This window comes from Pseudomonas sp. LBUM1646, from assembly GCF_059716165.1.
Genome location: NZ_CP166810.1, coordinates 4,404,936 through 4,429,738 on the forward strand (window position 1 = coordinate 4,404,936; position 24,803 = coordinate 4,429,738).

The window sequence follows — 24,803 nt, forward strand, 5'->3', positions numbered from 1 at the left end:
CTTTGAACGAACGCGCTTACCCGGCGCCCCTCGAGTTTTCTGCGCATGCTTTAGCAAAGAAGAGAGTTAATCCGAATATGCCCACCCGCTCGAAGATCATCTATACCTTCACCGACGAAGCCCCAGCCCTCGCCACCTATTCACTGTTGCCTATCGTAGAGGCCTTCACCGCCTCCGCTGATATCGCCGTGGAAACCCGCGATATCTCTCTTGCAGGGCGCATCCTGGCCAGCTTCCCCGAGCAATTGGGTGACAAAGCCGTAGCCGACCACCTCGCCGAACTGGGCGACCTGGCCGTTACGCCTGAAGCCAACATCATCAAGTTGCCGAACATCAGCGCCTCGGTTCCGCAACTGCAAGCAGCCATCAAAGAGCTGCAAGCCCAGGGCTTCGCCCTGCCGGACTACCCGGAAACCGTGACCACTGACGCCGACAAAGAAGCCAAGTCGCGTTACGACAAGATCAAGGGCAGCGCCGTAAACCCGGTCCTGCGCGAAGGCAACTCCGATCGTCGTGCCCCGCTGTCGGTCAAGAACTATGCGCGCAAGCACCCGCACAAAATGGGCGCCTGGGCTGCGGACTCCAAGTCCCACGTCGCGCACATGAGCACCGGCGATTTCTACGGCAGCGAAAAAGCCGCCCTGATCGACGCCGCTGACGCCGTTAAAATCGAACTGATCGCTCAAGACGGCACCACCACCGTCCTGAAAGCAAAAACCACCGTGCAAGCCGGTGAGATCCTCGATTGCGCGGTACTGAGCAAAAACGCCCTGCGCAGCTTCATTGCGGCCGAGATCGAAGACGCCAAGCAAAAAGGCGTGCTGCTGTCGGTTCACTTGAAAGCCACCATGATGAAGGTCTCCGACCCGATCATGTTCGGCCAGATCGTTGCCGAGTTCTATAAAGACGCACTGGCCAAGCACGCTGACGTGCTGGCGCAGATCGGCTTCAACCTGAACAACGGCATCGGCGACCTGTACGCTCGCATCAAAGCCCTGCCGGCTGAACAGCAAGCACAGATCGAAGCGGACATTCAGGCGGTCTACGCCGTTCGTCCGTCGTTGGCCATGGTCAACTCCGACAAAGGCATCACCAACCTGCACGTGCCGAGCGACGTTATCGTCGACGCCTCGATGCCGGCGATGATCCGTGACTCCGGCAAGATGTGGGGCACTGACGGTCAGCTGCACGACACCAAGGCTGTGATCCCGGATCGCTGCTACGCCACCATCTACCAGGCGGTCATCGAAGACTGCAAGGTCAACGGCGCTTTCGATCCAACCACCATGGGCAGCGTGCCAAACGTTGGCCTGATGGCGAAAAAAGCCGAAGAGTACGGCTCCCACGACAAGACTTTCCAAATCAAGAGCAACGGCGTGGTTCGGGTTTCCGACGGCGCTGGCCGCACTCTGCTGGAACAGTCGGTTGAAGCCGGCGACATCTTCCGCATGTGCCAGACCAAAGACGCGCCGATCCAGGACTGGGTCAAACTGGCCGTCAACCGTGCTCGTGCAAGCGCCACACCAGCGATCTTCTGGCTGGACCCAATGCGCGCCCACGACGGCGTGGTGATCGAGAAAGTTCAGGCTTACCTGAAGGATCACGACACTTCCGGCCTGGACATCCGCATCATGTCCCCGGTTGACGCCATGGCGTTCACCCTGGGCCGCACCCGCGAAGGCAAGGACACCATTTCGGTGACCGGCAACGTATTGCGCGACTACCTGACTGACCTGTTCCCGATCATGGAACTGGGCACCAGCGCCAAGATGCTGTCGATCGTACCGCTGATGAATGGCGGCGGCCTGTTCGAAACCGGCGCTGGCGGTTCGGCACCGAAGCACGTGCAACAGCTGCTGGAAGAAAACTTCCTGCGCTGGGATTCCCTGGGTGAGTTCCTGGCCCTGGCCGCTTCCCTTGAGCATTTGGGTGTGACTTACAACAACCCTAAAGCCCTGGTGCTGGCCAAGACCCTGGACCAGGCCACCGGCCAGTTCCTGGACAACAACAAGTCGCCATCGCGCAAAGTCGGCAACATCGACAACCGCGGCAGCCACTTCTACCTGGCGCTGTACTGGGCTCAAGCCCTGGCTGCCCAGTCCGAAGACACGGCACTGCAAGCGCAGTTTGGCCAACTGGCAAAAACCCTGGCCGAGAACGAAGCGACCATCGTCGCCGAGCTCAACGCCGTCCAGGGCAAGCCAGTGGACATCGGCGGTTACTACCACGCCAATGCCGAACTGATCAGCAAGGCCATGCGCCCGAGCAACACCTTCAACGCCGCGATCGCCGCGCTGGTTTAAGGTTGTAAGGGAACATCACAAACCCCGGCCCCGTGCCGGGGTTTGTGTTTCTGTCATGCGCAACACTTGTAGCAGCTGCCGAGCCTGCGAGGCTGTGTTCGGCGACGAAGCCGTCGTAGAATCAGGCCCTGCGGTGTTTCAGACTGACCGCGGGCACAGGGTTTACGACTGCTGCGCAGCCGAACGCAGCCTCGCAGGCTCGGCAGCTGCTACAGACCACACGAGGTATTTTCATGACCTGGCTACCCCACATCACCGTCGCCACTATCGTCGAAGACAATGGCCGCTTCCTGATGGTCGAAGAATCCAAGGGTGGACGAGCGGTACTCAACCAGCCCGCCGGCCACCTCGACCCGAACGAAACCCTGGTTGAAGCCGCCGTGCGCGAAACCCTTGAGGAAACCGGCTGGGACGTCGAGCCAACCGGCGTGGTGGGCATTTACCTCTACACCGCCCCGAGCAACGGCGTGACTTACCAACGGGTCTGCTTCATCGCCAAACCGATCAAACACCACCCCGACTATCAGCTGGACGACGGCATCCTCGGCGCCAAATGGCTGACCCGTGGCGAACTCATCGAACAGCGCGCAAACTGGCGCAGTGAGCTGATCATCCGCTGTATCGATGATTATCTGGACGGCAAACGCTTCAGTCTCGAACTGATCCGCCCTTCTCTTTAGCCTTGCGGGCTTCGGCCTGTTAGAATCGCGTCCTTTTTCAAGACACTCATTGAATCCCTATGCGTGATCCAGCCCCTTCTGACATACAAAAGAAGCGCGTCATTGTCGGCATGTCCGGCGGCGTGGACTCTTCCGTTTCCGCTCTCCTGCTGATCGAGCAGGGTTATGAGGTGGAAGGCCTGTTCATGAAGAACTGGGAAGAAGACGATGGAACGGAATACTGCACCGCCATGGACGACCTGGCGGATGCTCAGGCCGTGTGCGACAAGATTGGCATCAAGCTGCACACCGCCAACTTTGCTGCCGAGTACTGGGACAACGTGTTCGAGCACTTCCTGGCCGAATACAAGGCCGGCCGCACGCCGAACCCGGACATCCTGTGCAACCGCGAGATCAAGTTCAAGGCGTTTCTCGACTACGCCATGATCCTCGGCGCCGACCTGATTGCCACCGGCCACTACGTGCGCCGCCGCGACATCGATGGCCGCACCGAGCTGCTCAAGGGCCTGGACCCGAACAAGGACCAGAGCTACTTCCTGCACGCCGTGGGCGGTGAACAGATCGCCAAGACCCTGTTCCCGGTCGGTGAGTTGGAAAAACCCGAAGTGCGCGCGATTGCCGAGAAACACGAGCTGGCCACCGCGAAGAAAAAGGATTCCACCGGGATCTGCTTTATCGGCGAACGCCGCTTCAGCGATTTCCTCAAGCAATACCTGCCAGCGCAGCCGGGCGAGATCAAGACCACCGAAGGCGAAGTCATCGGCCGCCACCACGGCTTGATGTACCACACCATCGGTCAGCGCCAGGGCCTGGGCATCGGCGGTTTGAAAGACGCCAGTGACGAGCCGTGGTACGTGCTGATCAAGGATCTGGTCAACAACGAACTGATCGTTGGCCAGGGCAATGACCACCCGTACCTGTTCTCCCGCGCCCTGCTCGCTTCAGACATCTATTGGGTCAACCCGATTGATTTGAGCGAACCGCGCCGCTTGACCGCCAAGGTCCGTTATCGCCAAGGCGACCAGCCGTGCACGCTGGAAAAGACTGCCACCGGCTACCGCGCTACCTTCGATGATCCGCAACGCGCGGTCACCCCAGGCCAGTCCGTGGTGTTCTACGACGGTGAAATTTGCCTCGGCGGCGGCGTGATCGAAATTGCCGAACCGTGGACCAGCAAAGGCACTCCTCAAGGCGAGCAACAATGAGCCCGACTCAGGAGCAACTGACGGCCCTCGGCGGCGTGTTTCTCGCTGCCGTACTGGTGGACAAGATCGCCAAGACCGGCCAGACCACCGAGGCGGGCCTGACCTGCATGCTCGGCAGCCTGCTGATCCGCGACCCCAAGGACACCCTGGAAGTCTACGGCGGCGACGACATCAACCTGCGAGAAGGCTATCGCGCGTTGATCGGCGCCCTGGAACGCGACCCGAGCACCCTGCAGCGCGAACCATTGCGTTACGCCCTGGCGATGCTGGGCCTGGAGCGGCAACTGGCCAAGCGCGACGACATGCTCGATGTGATCGGCAAACGCTTGCCGCAGATTCAATCCCAGGTCGAGCACTTTGGCCCGGCCCACGAAAACGTGATCGCCGCCTGCGGTGCACTGTACCAGGACACCCTGAGCACCCTGCGCCAACGGATCCAGGTCCACGGCGACATGCGCAACCTGCAGCAACCGAGCAACGCCTCGAAGATCCGCGCCCTGTTGTTGGCCGGGATTCGTTCGGCGCGCCTGTGGCGGCAGTTGGGTGGTCATCGTTGGCAGTTGGTGATCAGCCGTCGCAAGTTGCTAAAAGAGCTTTACCCGCTGATGCGCAGCAGCTGAACCGCGCCCGCAACACCGCTTTGTAATCAGTAACGCGTAGTACGCCGGTCAGTTGGCAACGGACCGGCGGATTTATTCATGTATGATACGCGCCCCATTTCGTTGCCCGACTGTCCGAGAACACCCCATGCAGCTTTCTTCGCTCACTGCGGTTTCCCCTGTTGACGGCCGCTACGCCGGCAAAACCCAGGCCCTGCGCCCAATTTTCAGCGAATACGGTCTGATCCGTGCTCGCGTTCTGGTTGAAGTGCGCTGGCTCCAGCGCCTGGCCGCCCACCCAGGCATCAGCGAAGTGCCGGCGTTCTCCGCCGAAGCCAACGCGATGCTGAACACCCTGGCGGACAACTTCGCTCTGGAGCACGCCGAGCGTGTCAAAGAGATCGAGCGCACCACCAACCACGACGTCAAAGCCATCGAGTACCTGCTCAAAGAGCAAGCGGCCAAGCTGCCGGAATTGGCCAAGGTCAGCGAGTTCATCCACTTTGCCTGCACCAGCGAGGACATCAACAACCTGTCCCACGCCCTGATGCTGCGCGAAGGCCGTGATGACGTGATGCTGCCGCTGATGCGCCAGACTGCCGAAGCTATCCGCGAACTGGCGATCCGTTTCGCTGACGTGCCAATGCTGTCGCGCACCCACGGTCAACCGGCTTCGCCGACCACCCTGGGCAAAGAGCTGGCGAACGTGGTTTACCGTCTGGAGCGTCAAATCGCCCAGGTCGCTGCCGTTCCGCTGCTGGGCAAGATCAATGGCGCTGTCGGCAACTACAACGCACACATCTCTGCCTACCCGGAAATCGACTGGGAAGAAAACGCCCGCGCCTTCATCGAAGACGAACTGGGCCTGGGCTTCAACCCGTACACCACGCAGATCGAACCGCACGACTACATCGCCGAGCTGTTTGACGCGATTGCGCGTTTCAACACCATCCTGATCGACTTCGACCGCGACATCTGGGGCTACATCTCCCTGGGTTATTTCAAACAGCGCACCATCGCTGGCGAAATCGGTTCGTCGACCATGCCGCACAAGGTCAACCCGATCGACTTCGAAAACTCCGAAGGCAACCTGGGCATCGCCAACGCACTGTTCCAGCACCTGGCGAGCAAACTGCCGATCTCCCGCTGGCAGCGCGACCTGACCGACTCCACCGTGCTGCGTAACCTCGGTGTCGGCTTCGCCCACAGCGTGATCGCATACGAAGCGAGCCTCAAAGGCATCAGCAAACTGGAGCTCAACGCCCAGAAAATCGCTGCTGACCTCGACGCATGCTGGGAAGTACTGGCCGAGCCGATCCAGACCGTCATGCGCCGCTACAACATCGAAAATCCGTACGAGAAGCTGAAAGAGTTGACGCGTGGCAAGGGCATCAGCCCTGAAGCACTGCAAACTTTCATCGACAGCCTGGACATGCCAGCCGCGGCCAAGGCCGAGCTGAAATTGCTCACCCCGGCGAACTACATCGGCAACGCTGTAGAGCAAGCCAAACGCATCTGATCGACCGCTTGACCCTTTTGAGACGCCCGGCAGCGCCGGGCGTTTTTATTCCCGTCTGAAAAGTGCATTTTTTCAATAGGTTACGCATGAATCCTGATATTCCTCTTCAACTTCTGGGCGGCATCACGGCGCGCGAATTCCTGCGTGACTACTGGCAGAAAAAGCCGCTGCTGATCCGCCAGGCGATCCCTGATTTCGAAAGCCCGATCGACCCCGACGAATTGGCCGGCCTGGCGCTGGAAGAAGAAGTTGAATCGCGCCTGGTGATCGAGCACGGCGAGCGTCCTTGGGAAATGCGCCGCGGCCCGTTCGCCGAAGACGAATTCAGCAAGCTGCCAGAAACCGAGTGGACCCTGCTGGTGCAAGCAGTCGACCAGTTCGTGCCAGAAGTCGGCGAGCTGCTGGAAAACTTCCGCTTCCTGCCGAGCTGGCGCGTCGACGACGTGATGATCAGCTTCGCCGCCCCGGGTGGCAGCGTCGGCCCGCATTTCGATAACTACGATGTGTTCCTGCTGCAAGGTCACGGCAAGCGCAATTGGAAGATCGGCCAGATGTGCGATTCCGAGAGCAAGCTGCTGCCGCATGCGGACCTGCGCATCCTCGCCGACTTCGAAGCCACCGAAGAGTGGGTTCTGGAACCGGGCGACATGCTCTACCTGCCGCCGCGCCTGGCCCATTGTGGCGTTGCGGTTGATGACTGCATGACCTACTCGGTCGGCTTCCGCGCCCCGAGCGCCTCTGAAGTGCTGACTCACTTCACCGACTTCCTCAGCCAGTTCCTGACTGACGAAGAGCGCTACACCGATGCCGACGCCCTGCCGGCGGTCGATCCGCACCAGATTCAGCACGACGCCCTTGATCGCCTGAAAGCGTTGCTGGCCGAGCACATGAGCGACGAGCGCCTGCTGCTGACCTGGTTCGGCCAGTACATGACCGAGCCGCGCTACCCGGAACTGGTGGTCGGCCCGGAAGAAGTCGAAGAAGAAGACTTCCTCGCCAGCCTGGAACAAGGCGCTGTGCTGATTCGCAACCCGAGCGCGCGCATGGCCTGGTCCGAAGTCGATGACGACCTGCTGCTGTTCGCCAGCGGCCAGAGCCGTTACCTGCCGGGCAAACTGCGCGAGCTGCTGAAATTGATCTGCGCCGCCGACGCCCTGCACACCGACAACCTCGGTGACTGGCTGAGCGACGAAGACGGCCGCGGCCTGCTGTGCGAGCTGGTCAAGCAGGGCAGCCTGGGGTTTGCTGATGAATAAAATCCACGTTCGTGTCGCAGACTGGCAGAAGGACATCGCCGAGATCCGGCGCATTCGTGAGACGGTATTCATCGCCGAGCAATCCGTTCCGCCTGAGCTGGAATGGGATGCTGATGACGCGACGGCCGTGCATTTTCTGGCCTTCGAAGGCGACTTTCCGATTGGCACCGCTCGCTTGCTGCCCGACGGCCACGTCGGCCGGGTGTCGGTGCTGAAAGACTGGCGTGGTTTGAAAGTCGGCGATGCACTGATGCAAGCGGTGATCGGTGAAGCCGAAAAGCGCGGACTGAAGCAGCAGATGCTGAGCGCACAGGTACAGGCCACGGCGTTCTATGAGCGCCTGGGCTTCAGCCTGGTCAGTGAGGAGTTCCTGGAAGCAGGGATTCCGCATGTGGACATGGTGCGGCATTCAGTTTCGTAACCGATCGTTCCCATGCTCTGCGTGGGAATGCCTCTCGGGACGCTCCGTGTCCCATCGCGGCAAGTGACGCAGAGCGTCACAGGCTGCATTCCCACGCGGAGCGTGGGAACGATCACGCCCCGCCATCCACCGATGCCGGGGCGTTTTGCTGTCTACGATTCAACTTGCCCCACCCCGGGCCGACAAACTGGCAATATCAAGCCTTTCGAAAGCGGAGATAACGGACATGTCCCTACGCACCCTGCTCACCACGCTGCTGCTGACCTGCAGTTTTTCGGTCATGGCGGCCACCGAGATCGTGCCCCTGAACTACCGCACCAGCGCCGACATGCTGCCGGTGGCGCAGAACTTCATCGGCAAGGATGGCCAGGTCAGCGCCTATGGCAACCAGCTGATCGTCAATGCGGAACAACGCAAGATCGACGAACTTAAGGCCTTGATCACTCAACTCGACGTGGCCGCCAAGCGCCTGTTGATCACCGTCGACACCAATGAAAACAACTTCCAGGGTGATCAGGGCTATTCGGTGAACGGCGCCGCGCCGAGCCAGACGCGCATCATCAATCGCAGCACCGATAGCCGCGACGGCGGCATCCAGCAGGTTCAGGCCAGCGAAGGCACACCGGCGCTGATCCAGGTTGGCCAGAGCGTGCCGTTGACCAGCACTCAAACCGATACGTACGGTCGCCTGCAAAGCCAGACGGAGTATCGCAATGTCACACAGGGGTTCTACGTCACCGCCAGCGTCACCGGCGACATCGTTCACCTGGCGATCAGCACCAATCGTGACCGCATGAGCCAGGAACGTCCCGATGTAGTGAATGTGCAAAGTACCGACACAACTGTCACGGGGCGTCTGGGCGAGTGGATCACCCTGGCCGGCGTGAATCGCCAGACTCAGGCCGACAAACAGGGCCAGACCCGCAGCTACTCTACTCAGGGCCGGGATGACATGACCTTGCGGGTGAAAGTCGACACGCTGGACTAAAGCACCAAAAACTGACTGATTAGTCGTATTAGACTAAAGATGTAGTGCTTGAAAAAAAGCACTACAAAACGTTTGACGAGCCAAAAAAGCAAAGGCATGATGGCCTCGCTCCCGCTAATCAGGGGCCCTGGCAAGGGCCTTCGAGTCGCCGCCTGCATCTACCCCGCAAGCCGATTCGTGTCTGTACCGCCCACAAGGTGTGTTTGACGAGGTTGCCGACTGGAACGAAGTTGTCCCGAGGGACGGAAGCGTAATTAGGTAACCCGGCATCACACTGAAGTTCGTACCAAGGCCCACGACGCCCGAATGCGCTCGCCAGTTCGCCCTTACCTGCTCACTTCCCCTCGAGCCCATCGTTCATCCCGTCGCCTTCCCCGCCGAACCCGACTTGACCACCTAAGCTTCTGGTCAGCGAGCAGCCTTTTACGCCTTCAATGCGTACTTGGCAGGAGCAGGAATTTTCCACCCCAGACCTATGCGACGAGGTTTATCTCCATGGCACTGACACGCGAACAGCAAATTGCAGCCCTCGAAAAAGATTGGGCTGAAAACCCACGCTGGAAAGGCGTGACACGCGCTTACTCCGCTGCTGACGTCGTCCGCCTGCGCGGCTCGGTTCAACCTGAGCACACCTTTGCAAGACTGGGCGCCGAGAAGCTGTGGAACCTGGTCACCCAGGGTGCCAAGCCGTCCTTCCGTCCTGAGAAAGATTTCGTCAACTGCATGGGCGCCCTGACCGGCGGCCAGGCTGTACAACAAGTCAAAGCCGGTATCCAGGCGATCTACCTGTCGGGCTGGCAAGTGGCTGCGGACAACAACTCCGCCGAATCGATGTACCCGGACCAGTCGCTGTACCCGGTGGACTCGGTTCCAACCGTGGTCAAGCGCATCAACAACTCGTTCCGCCGTGCTGACCAGATCCAGTGGAAAGCCGGTAAAGGTCCGGGAGACGAAGGCTACATCGACTACTTCGCACCGATCGTGGCTGATGCTGAAGCCGGTTTCGGCGGCGTACTGAACGCTTACGAGCTGATGAAAAGCATGATCGAAGCAGGTGCCGCCGGCGTTCACTTCGAAGACCAACTGGCTTCCGTGAAAAAATGCGGCCACATGGGCGGCAAGGTACTGGTTCCTACCCAGGAAGCGGTACAGAAGCTGACCGCTGCTCGCCTGGCTGCAGACGTTGCCGGTACACCGACCATCATCCTGGCCCGTACCGATGCGAACGCCGCTGACCTACTGACCTCCGATTGCGACCCGTACGACCAGCCGTTCGTCACTGGCGAACGTACCCAGGAAGGCTTCTACAAAGTGCGCGCCGGTCTCGACCAAGCCATCGCTCGCGGCTTGGCTTACGCTCCGTACGCCGACCTGATCTGGTGCGAAACCGCCAAGCCGGATCTGGACGAGGCTCGTCGCTTCGCTGAAGCGATCAAAAAGGAATACCCGGACCAACTGCTGTCGTACAACTGCTCGCCTTCCTTCAACTGGAAGAAAAACCTGGACGACGCGACCATCGCCAAGTTCCAGCGCGAACTGTCCGCCATGGGTTACAAGCACCAGTTCATCACCCTGGCCGGCATTCACAACATGTGGCACAGCATGTTCAACCTGGCGCACGACTACGCCCGCAACGACATGACTGCCTACGTGAAACTGCAAGAGCAAGAGTTCGCTGACGCTGCCAAGGGTTACACCTTCGTGGCTCACCAGCAGGAAGTGGGCACCGGCTACTTCGACGACATGACCACTGTGATTCAAGGTGGCTCGTCTTCGGTAACCGCACTGACCGGTTCGACTGAAGAAGAACAGTTCCACTGATACTGAGCAAACGGCCGTTGCGGACCGAGTAAAAAGCTAACCGCAACGTCGCACATCTGACGCCCCGACTGGTTCGGGGCGTTTTTTTGCCCGGGATTTCACCAACCACCACAGGGGACGATGGCGCCCGAGGCAAAACATTGATCCAGAGGGGTACCGCGATCAGAAAAAAGCGGTAAAACGACCTCGGCTGCTACTTGCAGTAACGGCTATATAAGACAACTTCCCGACCGCTCACCCGTTAAACAGTTTAAAAACCAACCCAAACAATATTGATTATCATTTAGCGGCAACTATGTTCGTTACATTTCCTACAAAACATAATTGATGAAAAGCCTGCTAATGCCCGCACCGCATGGGCTACAGGGCTTTGGAGGTACGCTATGTCCTTATTCCTATAAATAATTTCGCTATAGGAATTTTACTTGCACGGTGTTGTGCCATAAAATCACCGCGATTGATTGCTGCGACATATCGTCACTGCTTTGTTTCTTTTCAAGCTCAGAGACCTTTGCTCTCTGTTAAGGATTACCAGCATGCCCGAAGCGACAGGACTCATGGCCCACAACTGGGGCTTTGCCATTTTCCTTCTGGGCGTTGTCGGCCTCTGCGCCTTCATGCTCGGCGTCTCCAGCCTCCTCGGGTCAAAAGCCTGGGGCCGCAGCAAAAACGAACCGTTCGAGTCCGGCATGCTACCTACAGGTGGCGCCCGCTTGCGGCTCTCAGCCAAATTCTATCTGGTCGCGATGCTCTTCGTGATCTTCGATATCGAAGCCCTCTTTCTCTTTGCCTGGTCTGTGTCCGTCCGCGAAAGCGGCTGGACCGGATTCGTCGAAGCTCTCGTTTTCATAGCAATTCTGTTGGCAGGTCTTGTCTACCTGTTCCGAGTGGGCGCCCTTGACTGGGCTCCGGAAGCTCGTCGCAAGCGGCAGGCGAAGCTGAAACAATGAGGCTTTGGCAATGCAATACAATCTCACCAGGATCGACCCCGATGCTCCTAACGAGCAGTATCCGATTGGCGAGCGGGAAACCGTTTCCGATCCGTTAGAAGATCAAGTCCACAAAAACATCTTCATGGGCAAGCTCGAAGACGTGCTTAACGGCACGATCAACTGGGGGCGCAAGAACTCCCTGTGGCCGTATAACTTCGGTCTTTCGTGCTGCTACGTGGAAATGACCACCGCCTTCACGGCGCCCCACGACATCGCGCGCTTTGGCGCCGAAGTTATCCGGGCATCGCCGCGCCAGGCGGATTTCATGGTTATCGCCGGTACCTGCTTCATCAAGATGGCGCCGATCATCCAGCGTCTCTACGAGCAAATGCTCGAACCTAAATGGGTTATCTCCATGGGTTCGTGCGCCAACTCCGGTGGCATGTACGACATCTACTCTGTCGTTCAAGGGGTGGACAAGTTCCTGCCCGTGGACGTCTACGTGCCTGGCTGCCCGCCCCGTCCTGAAGCTTTTCTGCAAGGCTTGATGCTCTTGCAAGAGTCGATTGGACAGGAGCGTCGTCCGCTTTCCTGGGTCGTCGGCGATCAAGGCGTGTACCGCGCCGAGATGCCTTCGCAAAAGGAACAGCGCCGCGAACAGCGAATCGCAGTCACCAACCTGCGCAGCCCCGACGAAGTCTGATCCAGCTCTGCTTCTTTTATAGAACGAGACACTGGATTCATTCTTTACGTTGACCGAAAGCGATAAATAACCATGACTACAGGCAGTGCTCTGTACATCCCGCCTTATAAGGCAGACGACCAGGATGTGGTCGTCGAACTGAATAACCGTTTTGGCCCCGAGGCGTTCACCGCCCAGCCTACCCGCACCGGCATGCCGGTGCTTTGGGTTGCCCGTGCCAAACTCGTCGAAGTCCTGACCTTCCTGCGCAACCTGCCCAAGCCGTACGTCATGCTCTATGACCTGCACGGCGTGGACGAGCGTCTGCGCACCAAGCGACAAGGGCTGCCAAGCGGCGCCGACTTCACTGTGTTCTATCACTTGATGTCGATCGAACGTAATAGTGACGTGATGATCAAGGTCGCCTTGTCCGAGAGCGACCTCAGCCTGCCGACCGTCACCAGCATTTGGCCGAACGCCAACTGGTACGAGCGCGAAGTCTGGGACATGTACGGGATCGACTTCAAAGGTCACCCGCACCTGACCCGCATCATGATGCCGCCGACCTGGGAAGGTCACCCGCTGCGCAAGGACTTCCCGGCCCGTGCCACCGAGTTCGACCCGTTCACCCTGAACCTGGCCAAGCAACAGCTTGAGGAAGAAGCCGCGCGCTTCAAGCCTGAAGACTGGGGCATGAAGCGTTCCGGGGCGAACGAGGACTACATGTTCCTCAACCTCGGCCCTAACCACCCTTCCGCGCACGGTGCGTTCCGCATCATCCTGCAACTGGACGGTGAAGAGATCGTCGATTGCGTGCCGGACGTTGGCTACCACCACCGTGGTGCCGAGAAGATGGCCGAGCGTCAGTCCTGGCACAGCTTCATTCCGTACACCGACCGTATCGACTACCTCGGCGGCGTGATGAACAACCTGCCGTACGTGCTCGCGGTCGAGAAACTCGCCGGGATCAAGGTTCCGGAAAAGGTCGACACCATCCGCATCATGATGGCCGAGTTCTTCCGCATCACCAGCCATCTGCTGTTCCTGGGGACTTACATCCAGGACGTCGGCGCCATGACTCCGGTGTTCTTCACCTTCACCGACCGCCAGAAGGCGTACACGGTGATTGAAGCCATTACCGGTTTCCGTCTGCACCCGGCCTGGTATCGCATCGGTGGCGTTGCTCACGACCTGCCGCGCGGCTGGGAAAAACTGGTTAAAGACTTCATCGAGTGGATGCCAAAGCGTCTGGACGAATACCAGAAAGCCGCGCTGGACAACAGCATCCTCAAGGGCCGAACCATCGGCGTCGCCGCCTACAACACCAAAGAGGCCCTGGAATGGGGCGTCACCGGTGCCGGCCTGCGTTCGACCGGTTGCGACTTCGACTTGCGCAAGGCGCGTCCATACTCCGGCTACGAGAACTTCGAATTCGAAGTCCCGCTGGCGGCCAATGGCGATGCCTATGACCGTTGCATCGTGCGCGTCGAAGAAATGCGCCAGAGCCTGAAGATCATCGAGCAGTGCATGCGCAATATGCCGGCCGGTGCGTACAAGGCGGATCACCCGCTGACCACGCCGCCACCGAAAGAACGCACGCTGCAACACATCGAGACCTTGATCACGCACTTCCTGCAAGTTTCGTGGGGCCCGGTGATGCCGGCCAACGAATCCTTCCAGATGATCGAAGCGACCAAGGGCATCAACAGTTATTACCTGACGAGCGATGGCGGCACCATGAGCTACCGCACCCGGATTCGTACCCCAAGCTTCCCGCACCTGCAGCAGATCCCTTCGGTGATCAAAGGCAGCATGGTCGCGGACTTGATCGCGTACCTGGGTAGTATCGATTTCGTTATGGCCGACGTGGACCGCTAAGCATGAACAGCACGCTTATCCAGACAGACCGTTTCGCCCTGAGCGAAACCGAGCGCTCGGCCATCGAGCACGAGCTGCATCACTACGAAGACCCGCGCGCGGCGTCGATCGAAGCCCTGAAGATCGTCCAGAAGGAACGTGGCTGGGTGCCTGACGGCGCGCTCTACGCCATCGGCGAGATCCTCGGCATCCCGGCCAGCGACGTTGAAGGGGTGGCGACGTTCTATAGCCAGATCTTCCGCCAGCCGGTCGGCCGTCACATCATTCGCGTCTGCGACAGCATGGTCTGCTATATCGGTGGCCACGAGTCCGTGGTCAGCGAAATCCAGAGCAAGCTCGGCATCGGCCTGGGTCAGACCACCGCCGACGGTCGTTTCACCCTGCTGCCGGTTTGCTGCCTCGGCAACTGCGACAAGGCGCCGGCGTTGATGATCGACGACGACACATTCGGTGATGTGCAGCCTGCTGGCGTCGCCACATTGCTCGAGGGCTACGTATGACCCTGACTTCCTTCGGTCCTGCCAACCGCATCAAGCGTTCGGCCGAGACTCACCCGCTGACCTGGCGTTTGCGTGACGACGGCGAGGCTGTGTGGCTCGATGAGTACCAGGCCAAGAACGGTTACGCCGCTGCGCGTAAAGCCTTCGCCGACATGGCCCAGGACGACATCGTCCAGACCGTGAAAGACGCCGGCCTTAAAGGTCGCGGCGGTGCAGGCTTCCCCACTGGCGTGAAGTGGGGCCTGATGCCGAAAGACGAATCCATCAACATCCGCTACCTGCTGTGCAACGCGGACGAGATGGAACCGAACACCTGGAAAGACCGCATGCTGATGGAGCAACTGCCCCATCTGCTGATCGAAGGCATGCTGATCAGTGCTCGCGCGCTGAAAACCTACCGTGGCTACATCTTCCTGCGTGGCGAATACACCACCGCCGCCAAGCACCTCAACCGTGCCGTGGAAGAAGCCAAGGCAGCGGGCCTGCTGGGCAAGAACATCCTGGGCAGCGGCTTCGATTTCGAGCTGTTCGTCCACACCGGCGCCGGGCGTTACATCTGCGGTGAAGAAACCGCACTGATCAACTCCCTCGAAGGCCGCCGCGCCAACCCGCGCTCCAAGCCGCCCTTCCCTGCCGCCGTTGGCGTGTGGGGCAAGCCGACTTGCGTGAACAACGTTGAAACCCTGTGCAACGTGCCGGCGATCATTGCCGACGGCGTGGACTGGTACAAATCGTTGGCCCGCGAAGGCAGTGAAGACATGGGCACCAAGCTCATGGGCTTCTCCGGCAAGGTCAAGAACCCGGGCCTGTGGGAATTGCCATTCGGCGTCACCGGTCGCGAGTTGTTCGAAGACTACGCCGGCGGCATGCGCGACGGCTTCAAGCTCAAGTGCTGGCAGCCAGGCGGCGCCGGTACCGGTTTCCTGTTGCCAGAACACCTGGACGCACAAATGTACGCCGGCGGCATCGCCAAAGTGGGCACCCGGATGGGTACCGGCCTGGCCATGGCGGTGGATGACAGCGTCAACATGGTGTCCCTGCTGCGCAACATGGAAGAGTTCTTCTCCCGCGAGTCGTGCGGTTTCTGCACCCCTTGCCGTGACGGTTTGCCGTGGAGCGTCAAGCTGCTGCGCGCGATCGAGAACGGTGAAGGGCAAGCCGGCGATATCGAGACCCTGCTGGGTCTGGTCGGTTTCCTCGGCCCGGGCAAGACCTTCTGTGCTCACGCACCGGGCGCCGTGGAGCCATTGGGCAGCGCAATCAAATACTTCCGTCCAGAGTTCGAAGCCGGCATCGCGCCTACCAGCGCCGCCGTCCCGCCTCTGGCAAGGCCGATCGTAGTCGGCGCGTAAACGCTTAAAAAGGCGAAGGGTCCGTGCCCTTCGCCTTCTCGTTCGATGACGCCTTTCAAGGGCTGTTTGGATTCGGACGAATAACAAGATTCCATTAGCCACGCCCGCTGACACCGGGCCAACGAAGAACTTTGAACCATGGCCACTATCCACGTAGACGGCAAAGAGCTCGAAGTCGATGGGGCAGACAACCTGTTACAGGCATGTCTGTCGCTAGGCCTCGATATCCCTTATTTCTGCTGGCACCCCGCCCTTGGCAGCGTTGGCGCTTGCCGCCAGTGCGCGGTCAAGCAGTACACCGACGCCAACGACACCCGTGGTCGGATCGTCATGTCCTGCATGACCCCCGCCACCGACGGCAGCTGGATCTCCATCGAAGACGAAGAGGCGAAAGTGTTTCGCGCCAGCGTCGTCGAATGGCTGATGACCAACCACCCTCACGACTGCCCTGTCTGTGAAGAAGGCGGTCACTGCCACCTGCAAGACATGACGGTAATGACCGGCCACAACGAGCGCCGTTACCGCTTCACCAAGCGTACCCACCAGAACCAGGATCTCGGCCCGTTCATCGGTCACGAAATGAACCGCTGCATCGCCTGCTACCGTTGCGTGCGCTTCTATAAGGATTACGCGGGCGGCACCGACCTCGGTGTGTTCGGCGCCCACGACAACGTGTACTTCGGTCGCGTTGAAGACGGCACCCTCGAAAGCGAGTTCTCCGGCAACCTCACCGAGGTCTGCCCGACCGGTGTGTTCACCGACAAGACTCACTCCGAGCGCTACAACCGTAAGTGGGACATGCAGTTCTCGCCGAGCATCTGCCATGGCTGCTCCAGCGGTTGCAACATCTCCCCGGGCGAGCGCTACGGTGAACTGCGTCGGATCGAAAACCGCTTCAACGGTTCGGTCAACCAGTACTTCCTGTGCGACCGTGGCCGTTTCGGCTACGGCTACGTCAACCGCGAAGATCGCCCGCGTCAGCCATTGCTGGCCAACGGCGCCAAGCTGAGCCTCGACGAAGCGCTGGATAAAGCCGCTGACCTGCTGCGCGGTCGCAACATCGTTGGTATCGGTTCGCCGCGCGCCAGCCTTGAAAGCAACTTCGCGTTGCGCGAACTGGTCGGTGCCGAGCACTTCTACTCCGGTATCGAAGCCGCCGAGCTGGATCGCATCCGTCTGGTCATGCAGGTTCTGAAAGACAGCCCGCTGCCAATCCCGAACATGCGCGACATCGAAGACCACGACGCGATCTTCGTCCTCGGTGAAGATCTCACCCAGACCGCTGCGCGCATGGCCCTGTCCCTGCGCCAATCGGTCAAGGGCAAAGCCGAAGACATGGCCGACGCCATGCGCGTACAGCCTTGGCTCGACGCTGCGGTGAAGAACATCGGTCAGAAAGAACTGAACCCGCTGTTCATCGCCAGCCTGGCTGAAACCAAGCTCGACGACATCGCTGAAGAATGCGTACACGCCGCTCCAGACGACCTGGCCCGCATCGGTTTCGCCGTGGCTCACGCCCTTGACGCCAGCGCACCCGCCGTTGAAGGCCTGGATGCTGAAGCCGTTGAATTGGCCCAACGCATCGCCAACGCCCTGCTGGCCGCCAAGCGTCCGCTGATCATTGCCGGTACTTCGCTGGGCTCCAAAGCCTTGATCGAAGCCGCCGCCAACATCGCCAAAGCCTTGAAGCTGCGCGAGAAGAACGGTTCCATCAGCCTGATCGTGCCAGAGGCCAACAGCCTCGGCCTGGCCATGCTCGGTGGCAACTCGGTCGACGACGCGCTGCAAGCGGTGATCGACGGTAAGGCCGACGCTATCGTCGTGCTGGAAAACGATCTGTACACCCGCACCGACAAAGCCAAGGTCGATGCTGCCCTGAACGCCGCGAAAGTAGTGATCGTTGCAGACCATCAAAAGACCGCCACCAGCGATCGCGCACACTTGGTTCTGCCAGCCGCGAGCTTCGCTGAAGGCGACGGTACGTTGGTCAGCCAGGAAGGTCGCGCCCAGCGCTTCTTCCAGGTGTTCGATCCGACTTACCTCGACGCGAGCATCCTGGTTCACGAAGGCTGGCGCTGGCTGCATGCCCTGCGCGCGACCCTGTTGAACCAGCCGATCGACTGGACCCAACTGGACCATGTCACCGCTGCCTGCGCCGCGAGCACCCCGCAACTGGCGCGCATCATCGATGCCGCACCGTCCGCCGCGTTCCGCATCAAAGGCCTGAAACTGGCTCGCGAGCCGCTGCGTTACTCGGGTCGTACCGCCATGCGCGCCGACATCAGCGTGCACGAACCGCGTACTTCCCAGGACAACGACACTGCGTTCTCGTTCTCCATGGAAGGTTACTCGGGCTCGGTCGAACCGCGTCAGCAAGTGCCATTCGCGTGGTCTCCGGGCTGGAACTCGCCGCAAGCCTGGAACAAGTTCCAGGACGAAGTCGGTGGTCACATCCGCGCTGGCGACCCGGGCACCCGCCTGATCGAAAGCACTGGTGATGCACTGAACTGGTTCGCCAGTGTTCCGCGCGCATTCAACCCGGCGCCAGGTACCTGGCAGGTTGTGCCGTTCTTCCACCTGCTCGGCAGTGAAGAGACCTCTTCCAAAGCCGCACCAGTTCAGGAACGCATCCCGGCCGCCTACGTCGCGTTGGCCAAATCCGAAGCTGATCGTCTGGGTGTCAACGATGGCGCCCTGCTCAGCGTGAACGTCGATGGCCAGACCCTGCGTCTGCCACTGCGGATCAATGAAGAGTTGGGCGCTGGCCTGGTGGCATTGCCTGCGGGTATCGCCGGCATTCCAGCGGCGATCTTTGGCAAAACCGTTGACGGTCTGCAGGAGGCAGCTCAATGACCTGGTTCACGCCTGAAGTGATTGACGTGATCATCGCGGTCGTCAAGGCCATCGTGATTCTGCTCGCCGTGGTGGTGTGCGGCGCGCTGCTGAGCTGGGTCGAGCGTCGTTTGCTCGCCCTCTGGCAGGACCGTTACGGTCCGAACCGCGTCGGCCCGTTCGGCGCGTTCCAGATCGCCGCCGACATGATCAAGATGTTCTTCAAGGAAGACTGGACCCCGCCGTTCGCCGACAAGATGATCTTCACGTTGGCACCGGTCGTGGCCATGAGCGCCCTGCTGATTGCCTTCGCGATCATCCCGATCACCCCGACCTGGGGCGTCGCGGACATCAACATCGGCATCCTGTTCTTCTTCGCCATGGCCGGTCTGTCGGTCTACGCGGTGTTGTTCGCCGGCTGGTCGAGTAACAACAAGTTCGCCCTGCTGGGCAGCTTGCGGGCCTCGGCACAAACCGTGTCGTACGAAGTGTTCATGGGCCTGTCGCTGATGGGCATCGTGATCCAGGTCGGCTCGTTCAACATGCGCGACATCGTTGAATATCAAGCGCAGAACCTGTGGTTCATCATTCCGCAGATCTTCGGTTTCCTGACCTTCTTCATCGCTGGCGTCGCCGTGACTCACCGTCACCCGTTCGACCAGCCGGAAGCGGAACAGGAACTGGCCGACGGTTACCACATTGAATACGCCGGCATGAAATGGGGCATGTTCTTCGTCGGCGAGTACATCGGCATCGTGTTGATTTCGGCGCTGCTGGTGACCTTGTTCTTCGGTGGCTGGCACGGTCCGTTCGGCATTCTGCCGCAGATCCCGTTCATCTGGTTCGCGCTGAAAACCGCGTTCTTCATCATGATTTTCATCCTGCTGCGCGCCTCGATCCCGCGCCCACGGTATGACCAAGTGATGGATTTCAGCTGGAAGTTCTGCCTGCCGCTGACCCTCGTCAACATGCTGGTGACCGCTGCGATCGTGTTGCTCAACACGCCCGCCGTCGCGGCTCAGTGAGGATAGAGAATCATGAAGTACATATTTGACATCGTGCATGGCTTCTTCACCCAGCTTCGCAGCCTGGTGATGATCTTCGGCCATGCCTTCCGCAAGCGCGACACGCTGCAGTACCCGGAAGAAGCCGTGTACCTGCCGCCGCGCTACCGTGGCCGTATCGTCCTGACCCGCGACCCTGATGGCGAAGAGCGTTGTGTAGCCTGCAACCTGTGCGCCGTGGCGTGCCCGGTCGGTTGCATCTCGCTGCAGAAAGCCGAAACCGAAGACGGTCGCTGGTACCCGGACTTCTTCCGCATCAACTTCTCGCGCTGCATCTTTTGCGGCCTCTGCGAGGAAGCCTGCCCGACCACCGCGATCCAGCTGACACCGGATTTCGAGATGGCCGAGTTCAAACGTCAGGACCTGGTTTACGAGAAAGAAGATCTGCTGATCTCCGGCCCCGGCAAAAACCCTGATTACAACTTCTATCGTGTTGCAGGTATGGCGATTGCCGGGAAGCCGAAAGGCGCCGCGCAGAATGAAGCCGAACCGATCAACGTGAAGAGCTTGCTGCCTTAAGGAAGAAAGATGGAATTCGCTTTCTATTTCGCATCGGGTATCGCTGTTGTGGCCACGCTTCGCGTGATCACCAACACCAACCCTGTGCACGCCCTGCTCTACCTGATCATTTCGCTGATTGCCGTGGCGATGACGTTTTTCGCCCTCGGCGCACCGTTCGCCGGTGTGCTGGAAGTGATCGCCTACGCTGGCGCCATCATGGTGCTGTTCGTGTTCGTGGTGATGATGCTCAACCTTGGCCCGGCCTCGGTTCAGCAAGAGCGCGTCTGGCTCAAGCCCGGCATCTGGCTCGGCCCGGTCGTTCTCGGCGCCCTGCTGCTGGCTGAACTGCTGTACGTGTTGTTCAGCCACTCCAGCGGTCAGGCCGTCGGCCACACCACCGTAGACGCGAAGGCCGTAGGCATCAGCCTGTTCGGTCCGTATCTGCTGGTGGTTGAACTCGCCTCGATGTTGCTGCTCGCCGCAGCCGTCACGGCGTTCCATCTCGGCCGTAACGAGGCGAAGGAGTAAGTCATGCCTGCTATCCCAATGGAACATGGCCTGGCGGTTGCCGGCATCCTGTTCTGCCTCGGTCTGGTCGGCCTGATGGTCCGCCGCAACATTCTCTTCGTGCTGATGAGCCTGGAGGTCATGATGAATGCCTCCGCTTTGGCCTTCATCGTCGCCGGTAGCCGCTGGGGTCAGCCGGATGGACAGATCATGTTCATCCTGGTGATCAGCCTGGCAGCCGCCGAGGCCAGTATTGGCCTGGCGATTCTGTTGCAGCTGTATCGCCGCTTCCACACTCTCGATATCGACGCTGCCAGCGAGATGCGCGGATGAATCTTCTCTATCTGACTTTCGTATTCCCTCTTATAGGTTTCCTGCTGCTGTCGTTCTCTCGCGGCCGCTTCTCGGAAAACCTGTCGGCGCTGATTGGCGTCGGTTCCATCGGCCTGTCTGCCATCGTCGCGGCTTACGTGATCTGGCAATTCAACGTCGCCCCGCCGGAAGGCGGCCACTACACCCAGGTGTTGTGGCAGTGGATGGCCGTTGAAGGCTTCACGCCGAACTTCGCGCTGTACCTGGATGGCCTGTCCGTGACCATGCTCGGTGTGGTGGTCGGCGTCGGCTTCCTGATCCACCTGTTCGCGTCCTGGTACATGCGCGGTGAAGACGGTTACTCGCGCTTCTTCGCCTACACCAACCTGTTTATCGCCAGCATGCTGTTCCTGATCCTGGGCGATAACCTGTTGTTCCTGTACTTCGGCTGGGAAGGCGTGGGCCTGTGCTCGTACCTGTTGATCGGTTTCTACTACAGCAACCGCAACAACGGTAACGCCGCACTCAAGGCCTTTATCGTTACCCGGATCGGCGACGTGTTCATGGCCATCGGCCTGTTCATCCTGTTCCAGCAACTGGGCACGTTGAACGTCCAGGAGCTGCTGGTGCTGGCGCCGCAGAAGTTCCAGGTCGGCGATTTCTGGATCGTTCTGGCGACCCTGATGCTGCTGGGCGGCGCTGTCGGTAAATCCGCGCAACTGCCGCTGCAAACCTGGCTGGCGGATGCGATGGCCGGTCCTACCCCGGTTTCGGCATTGATCCACGCCGCAACCATGGTGACCGCTGGCGTTTACTTGATTGCCCGTACCCACGGCTTGTTCGCCCTGGCGCCGGATATCCTGCACCTGGTCGGCGTCGTCGGCGGTGTGACCCTGGTCCTCGCCGGTTTTGCCGCACTGGTCCAGACCGACATCAAACGTATCCTCGCCTATTCGACCATGAGCCAGATCGGTTACATGTTCCTGGCCTTGGGCGTTGGCGCATGGGATGGCGCGATCTTCCACTTGATGACCCACGCCTTCTTCAAGGCGCTGCTGTTCCTTGCGTCCGGTGCGGTGATCGTTGCCTGCCACCACGAGCAGAACATCTTCAAGATGGGCGGCCTGTGGAAGAAACTGCCGCTGGCCTACACCAGCTTCATCGTCGGCGGCGCGGCCTTGTCGGCCCTGCCACTGGTGACCGCAGGCTTCTACTCCAAGGACGAAATCCTCTGGGAAGCGTTCGCCAGCGGCAACCACGGTCTGCTCTACGCAGGTCTGGTCGGCGCGTTCATGACTTCGCTGTACACCTTCCGCCTGATCTTCATCGCGTTCCACGGTGAAGCGAAGACCGAAGCCCACGCCGGTCACGGCATCGCTCACTGGCTGCCACTGTCGGTGCTGATCGTGCTGTCGACCTTCGTCGGCGCCATGATCGTGCCACCGCTGCACGGCGTGTTGCCAGAGAGCGTCGGCCATGCCGGCGGCGAAGCCAAGCACAGTCTGGAAATCGCCTCGGGCGCCATCGCCCTGGCCGGTATCCTGCTGGCCGCGCTGCTGTTCCTCGGCAAGCGTCGTTTCGTCACTGCTATCGCCAACAGCGGCATCGGCCGCTTCCTTTCGGCCTGGTGGTTCGCTGCCTGGGGCTTCGACTGGATCTACGACAAACTGTTCGTCAAGCCATACCTTGCGATCAGCCACGCACTGCGCAGAGACCCGCTCGATCAGACCATCGGTTTGATCCCGCGTATGGCCAAAGGCGGCCACACCGCCCTGAGCCGTACCGAAACCGGTCAACTGCGTTGGTACGCGGCCTCGATGGCAGCCGGCTCCGTGCTGGTCATCGGCGCCATCGTGCTGGTAGCGGTCTGAATATGAACCTTGCGAACTTGCGAAAGGAATTGAGCCCGTCATGATTCTGCCTTGGCTAATCCTGATCCCCTTCATCGGCGGCCTGCTGTGCTGGATGGGTGAGCGCTTCGGCGCTACCCTCCCCCGCTGGATTGCGCTGTTGACCATGACCCTGGAACTTGCACTCGGCCTCTGGCTGTGGGCCCACGGTAACTATTCATTTGCTCCGGCGCCTGGCGCCGATCCGGTCTGGGCGCTTGAGTTCAAGCACATCTGGATCCAGCGCTTTGGCATCAGCGTGCACCTGGCCCTCGACGGCCTGTCGCTGCTGATGATCCTGCTGACCGGCCTGTTGGGTATCCTCTCGGTACTCTGCTCGTGGAAAGAGATCCAGCGTCACGTTGGCTTCTTCCACTTGAACTTGATGTGGATCCTGGGCGGTGTCGTCGGCGTGTTCCTCGCCCTCGACCTGTTCATGTTCTTCTTCTTCTGGGAAATGATGCTGGTGCCGATGTACTTCCTCATCGCGCTCTGGGGTCACAGTTCTTCGGACGGCAAGAAAACCCGGATCTACGCGGCGACCAAGTTCTTCATCTTCACTCAGGCTTCCGGCCTGATCATGTTGGTGGCGATCCTCGGTCTGGTGCTGGTCAACTTCAACAGCACTGGCGTAATCACGTTCAACTACGCCGACCTGTTGAAAACCAAGATGTCGCTCACTACCGAGTACATCCTGATGCTCGGCTTCTTTATCGCCTTCGCGGTGAAGCTGCCGGTCGTACCGTTCCACTCCTGGTTGCCTGATGCTCACGCCCAGGCGCCAACTGCAGGTTCGGTCGATCTGGCCGGTATCTTGTTGAAGACGGCGGCTTACGGTCTGCTGCGTTTCGCCCTGCCGCTGTTCCCGAATGCCTCGGCCGAGTTTGCGCCGATCGCCATGACCCTCGGTCTGGTCGGGATCTTCTACGGTGCGTTCCTGGCCTTCGCCCAAACCGACATCAAGCGTCTGATCGCCTACTCCTCCGTTTCCCACATGGGTTTCGTACTGATCGGCATCTACTCCGGCAGCCAACTGGCGCTGCAGGGCGCCGTAATGCAGATGTTGGCGCACGGTGTGTCGGCCGCTGCACTGTTTATCCTCAGTGGTCAGTTGTACGAACGCACCCACACCCGCGACATGCGTGAAATGGGCGGCCTGTGGTCGAAGATCGCTTACCTGCCGGCCATCAGCCTGTTCTTCGCTGCGGCTTCGCTGGGCTTGCCGGGTACCGGTAACTTCGTCGGTGAGTTCCTGATCCTGATCGGCACCTTCGCCGCTGCGCCGTGGATCACCGCGATCGCGACGTCGGGCCTGGTGTTCGGTTCGGTCTACTCGCTGATCATGATCCACCGTGCCTACTTCGGCCCGTCCAAGTCGGACGCGGTGTTGCATGGCATGGATGGTCGCGAACTGATCATGGTGGTCGGTCTGGCGGTACTGCTGATTTACATCGGCGTGTACCCACAACCGTTCCTCGACACTTCTGCCGCGACGATGCATGGCGTGCAGCAGTGGCTCGGTACCGCCTTCACTCAACTCGCTTCGGCCCGGTAAGAGCGCT

The 24,803-nt window shown here is 60.1% G+C and carries 21 protein-coding genes; all 21 read left to right on the top strand.

The genetic code is table 11. The annotated features are described in order from the left end of the window. Positions 1-77 precede the first annotated feature (77 nt). The 21 genes from ACA071_RS20185 (at position 78) to nuoM (ending at position 24,796) form a co-directional block, all read left to right on the top strand. Positions 78-2,303: an NADP-dependent isocitrate dehydrogenase gene (locus tag ACA071_RS20185; protein ID WP_497640783.1), complete on the top strand. Its 2,226-nt coding sequence runs from the start codon at positions 78-80 to the stop codon at positions 2,301-2,303. Positions 2,304-2,536: 233 nt separating this feature from the next. Continuing rightward, complete coding sequence (locus tag ACA071_RS20190; protein WP_497640784.1) at positions 2,537-2,983, top strand: NUDIX hydrolase; 447 nt, start codon at positions 2,537-2,539, stop codon at positions 2,981-2,983. A gap of 59 nt (positions 2,984-3,042) precedes the next feature. Continuing rightward, positions 3,043-4,188: a tRNA 2-thiouridine(34) synthase MnmA gene (gene mnmA / locus ACA071_RS20195; protein WP_497640785.1), complete on the top strand. Its 1,146-nt coding sequence runs from the start codon at positions 3,043-3,045 to the stop codon at positions 4,186-4,188. Further along, positions 4,185-4,808 (top strand): high frequency lysogenization protein HflD, encoded by a 624-nt coding sequence (gene hflD / locus ACA071_RS20200; protein ID WP_131062367.1) that lies wholly within the window; start codon positions 4,185-4,187, stop codon positions 4,806-4,808. Before mnmA ends, hflD begins: the two co-directional genes overlap by 4 nt. A 127-nt stretch (positions 4,809-4,935) precedes the next feature. Beyond that, positions 4,936-6,306: an adenylosuccinate lyase gene (purB, locus tag ACA071_RS20205; RefSeq protein WP_497640786.1), complete on the top strand. Its 1,371-nt coding sequence runs from the start codon at positions 4,936-4,938 to the stop codon at positions 6,304-6,306. 86 nt (positions 6,307-6,392) lie between these two features. Further along, a complete protein-coding gene (locus tag ACA071_RS20210; RefSeq protein WP_497640787.1) occupies positions 6,393-7,562 on the top strand; it encodes a ribosomal protein uL16 3-hydroxylase in 1,170 nt (389 codons plus the stop codon). Continuing rightward, positions 7,555-7,983, top strand: coding sequence for a GNAT family N-acetyltransferase (locus tag ACA071_RS20215; RefSeq protein WP_497640788.1), 429 nt, complete (start codon positions 7,555-7,557; stop codon positions 7,981-7,983). Before ACA071_RS20210 ends, ACA071_RS20215 begins: the two co-directional genes overlap by 8 nt. A 226-nt stretch (positions 7,984-8,209) precedes the next feature. Continuing rightward, positions 8,210-8,971, top strand: coding sequence for a secretin N-terminal domain-containing protein (locus ACA071_RS20220; protein ID WP_497640789.1), 762 nt, complete (start codon positions 8,210-8,212; stop codon positions 8,969-8,971). Positions 8,972-9,466: 495 nt separating this feature from the next. After that, on the top strand, positions 9,467-10,792 hold the full coding sequence (gene aceA, locus ACA071_RS20225; RefSeq protein ID WP_045062291.1) for an isocitrate lyase: 1,326 nt from the start codon (positions 9,467-9,469) through the stop codon (positions 10,790-10,792). Positions 10,793-11,328: 536 nt separating this feature from the next. Further along, positions 11,329-11,742, top strand: a complete 414-nt coding sequence (locus ACA071_RS20230; protein WP_003223812.1) for an NADH-quinone oxidoreductase subunit A — start codon at positions 11,329-11,331, stop codon at positions 11,740-11,742. A gap of 10 nt (positions 11,743-11,752) precedes the next feature. Further along, the gene (locus tag ACA071_RS20235; RefSeq protein ID WP_008146035.1) at positions 11,753-12,427 is read left to right on the top strand and encodes a NuoB/complex I 20 kDa subunit family protein; all 675 of its coding nucleotides are present in this window, start codon (positions 11,753-11,755) and stop codon (positions 12,425-12,427) included. 72 nt (positions 12,428-12,499) lie between these two features. Beyond that, positions 12,500-14,284, top strand: a complete 1,785-nt coding sequence (nuoC, locus tag ACA071_RS20240; protein ID WP_497640790.1) for an NADH-quinone oxidoreductase subunit C/D — start codon at positions 12,500-12,502, stop codon at positions 14,282-14,284. A 2-nt stretch (positions 14,285-14,286) separates the two neighbouring features. Further along, complete coding sequence (gene nuoE / locus ACA071_RS20245; RefSeq protein WP_457363340.1) at positions 14,287-14,784, top strand: NADH-quinone oxidoreductase subunit NuoE; 498 nt, start codon at positions 14,287-14,289, stop codon at positions 14,782-14,784. Beyond that, complete coding sequence (gene nuoF, locus ACA071_RS20250; RefSeq protein WP_497640791.1) at positions 14,781-16,136, top strand: NADH-quinone oxidoreductase subunit NuoF; 1,356 nt, start codon at positions 14,781-14,783, stop codon at positions 16,134-16,136. Before nuoE ends, nuoF begins: the two co-directional genes overlap by 4 nt. Before the next feature lie 138 nt (positions 16,137-16,274). Beyond that, a complete protein-coding gene (gene nuoG / locus ACA071_RS20255) occupies positions 16,275-18,989 on the top strand; it encodes an NADH-quinone oxidoreductase subunit NuoG (protein ID WP_497640792.1) in 2,715 nt (904 codons plus the stop codon). Next, positions 18,986-19,993: an NADH-quinone oxidoreductase subunit NuoH gene (nuoH, locus tag ACA071_RS20260; RefSeq protein WP_497640793.1), complete on the top strand. Its 1,008-nt coding sequence runs from the start codon at positions 18,986-18,988 to the stop codon at positions 19,991-19,993. The genes nuoG and nuoH overlap by 4 nt, the downstream gene beginning before the upstream one ends. Before the next feature lie 12 nt (positions 19,994-20,005). Continuing rightward, positions 20,006-20,551, top strand: a complete 546-nt coding sequence (gene nuoI, locus ACA071_RS20265) for an NADH-quinone oxidoreductase subunit NuoI (protein ID WP_177331423.1) — start codon at positions 20,006-20,008, stop codon at positions 20,549-20,551. A 9-nt stretch (positions 20,552-20,560) separates the two neighbouring features. Next, entirely contained in the window at positions 20,561-21,061 is a 501-nt protein-coding gene (gene nuoJ, locus ACA071_RS20270; protein WP_169374027.1) for an NADH-quinone oxidoreductase subunit J, read from the top strand. Positions 21,062-21,064: 3 nt separating this feature from the next. Further along, a complete protein-coding gene (gene nuoK / locus ACA071_RS20275) occupies positions 21,065-21,373 on the top strand; it encodes an NADH-quinone oxidoreductase subunit NuoK (RefSeq protein WP_133838688.1) in 309 nt (102 codons plus the stop codon). Beyond that, positions 21,370-23,223 (top strand): NADH-quinone oxidoreductase subunit L, encoded by a 1,854-nt coding sequence (gene nuoL / locus ACA071_RS20280; RefSeq protein WP_497640794.1) that lies wholly within the window; start codon positions 21,370-21,372, stop codon positions 23,221-23,223. Before nuoK ends, nuoL begins: the two co-directional genes overlap by 4 nt. Before the next feature lie 40 nt (positions 23,224-23,263). Then, positions 23,264-24,796 carry an NADH-quinone oxidoreductase subunit M gene (gene nuoM, locus ACA071_RS20285; RefSeq protein WP_123403083.1) on the top strand — a complete coding sequence of 511 codons (1,533 nt, stop codon included), beginning with the start codon at positions 23,264-23,266 and terminating at the stop codon, positions 24,794-24,796. Positions 24,797-24,803 lie beyond the last annotated feature (7 nt).

Bases quoted from the DNA above. Each gene is read 5' to 3' on its own strand.
- ACA071_RS20230 (WP_003223812.1), top strand. From the start codon at position 11,329: ATGCCCGAAGCGACAGGACTCATGGCCCACAACTGGGGCTTTGCCATT.
- mnmA (WP_497640785.1), top strand. From the start codon at position 3,043: ATGCGTGATCCAGCCCCTTCTGACATACAAAAGAAGCGCGTCATTGTC.
- nuoK (WP_133838688.1), top strand. From the start codon at position 21,065: ATGCCTGCTATCCCAATGGAACATGGCCTGGCGGTTGCCGGCATCCTG.
- nuoJ (WP_169374027.1), top strand. From the start codon at position 20,561: ATGGAATTCGCTTTCTATTTCGCATCGGGTATCGCTGTTGTGGCCACG.
- nuoM (WP_123403083.1), top strand. From the start codon at position 23,264: ATGATTCTGCCTTGGCTAATCCTGATCCCCTTCATCGGCGGCCTGCTG.
- ACA071_RS20215 (WP_497640788.1), top strand. From the start codon at position 7,555: ATGAATAAAATCCACGTTCGTGTCGCAGACTGGCAGAAGGACATCGCC.
- ACA071_RS20220 (WP_497640789.1), top strand. From the start codon at position 8,210: ATGTCCCTACGCACCCTGCTCACCACGCTGCTGCTGACCTGCAGTTTT.
- ACA071_RS20185 (WP_497640783.1), top strand. From the start codon at position 78: ATGCCCACCCGCTCGAAGATCATCTATACCTTCACCGACGAAGCCCCA.
- nuoL (WP_497640794.1), top strand. From the start codon at position 21,370: ATGAATCTTCTCTATCTGACTTTCGTATTCCCTCTTATAGGTTTCCTG.
- nuoH (WP_497640793.1), top strand. From the start codon at position 18,986: ATGACCTGGTTCACGCCTGAAGTGATTGACGTGATCATCGCGGTCGTC.
- ACA071_RS20210 (WP_497640787.1), top strand. From the start codon at position 6,393: ATGAATCCTGATATTCCTCTTCAACTTCTGGGCGGCATCACGGCGCGC.
- ACA071_RS20190 (WP_497640784.1), top strand. From the start codon at position 2,537: ATGACCTGGCTACCCCACATCACCGTCGCCACTATCGTCGAAGACAAT.
- aceA (WP_045062291.1), top strand. From the start codon at position 9,467: ATGGCACTGACACGCGAACAGCAAATTGCAGCCCTCGAAAAAGATTGG.
- nuoG (WP_497640792.1), top strand. From the start codon at position 16,275: ATGGCCACTATCCACGTAGACGGCAAAGAGCTCGAAGTCGATGGGGCA.
- nuoI (WP_177331423.1), top strand. From the start codon at position 20,006: ATGAAGTACATATTTGACATCGTGCATGGCTTCTTCACCCAGCTTCGC.
- purB (WP_497640786.1), top strand. From the start codon at position 4,936: ATGCAGCTTTCTTCGCTCACTGCGGTTTCCCCTGTTGACGGCCGCTAC.
- nuoE (WP_457363340.1), top strand. From the start codon at position 14,287: ATGAACAGCACGCTTATCCAGACAGACCGTTTCGCCCTGAGCGAAACC.
- nuoF (WP_497640791.1), top strand. From the start codon at position 14,781: ATGACCCTGACTTCCTTCGGTCCTGCCAACCGCATCAAGCGTTCGGCC.
- hflD (WP_131062367.1), top strand. From the start codon at position 4,185: ATGAGCCCGACTCAGGAGCAACTGACGGCCCTCGGCGGCGTGTTTCTC.
- nuoC (WP_497640790.1), top strand. From the start codon at position 12,500: ATGACTACAGGCAGTGCTCTGTACATCCCGCCTTATAAGGCAGACGAC.
- ACA071_RS20235 (WP_008146035.1), top strand. From the start codon at position 11,753: ATGCAATACAATCTCACCAGGATCGACCCCGATGCTCCTAACGAGCAG.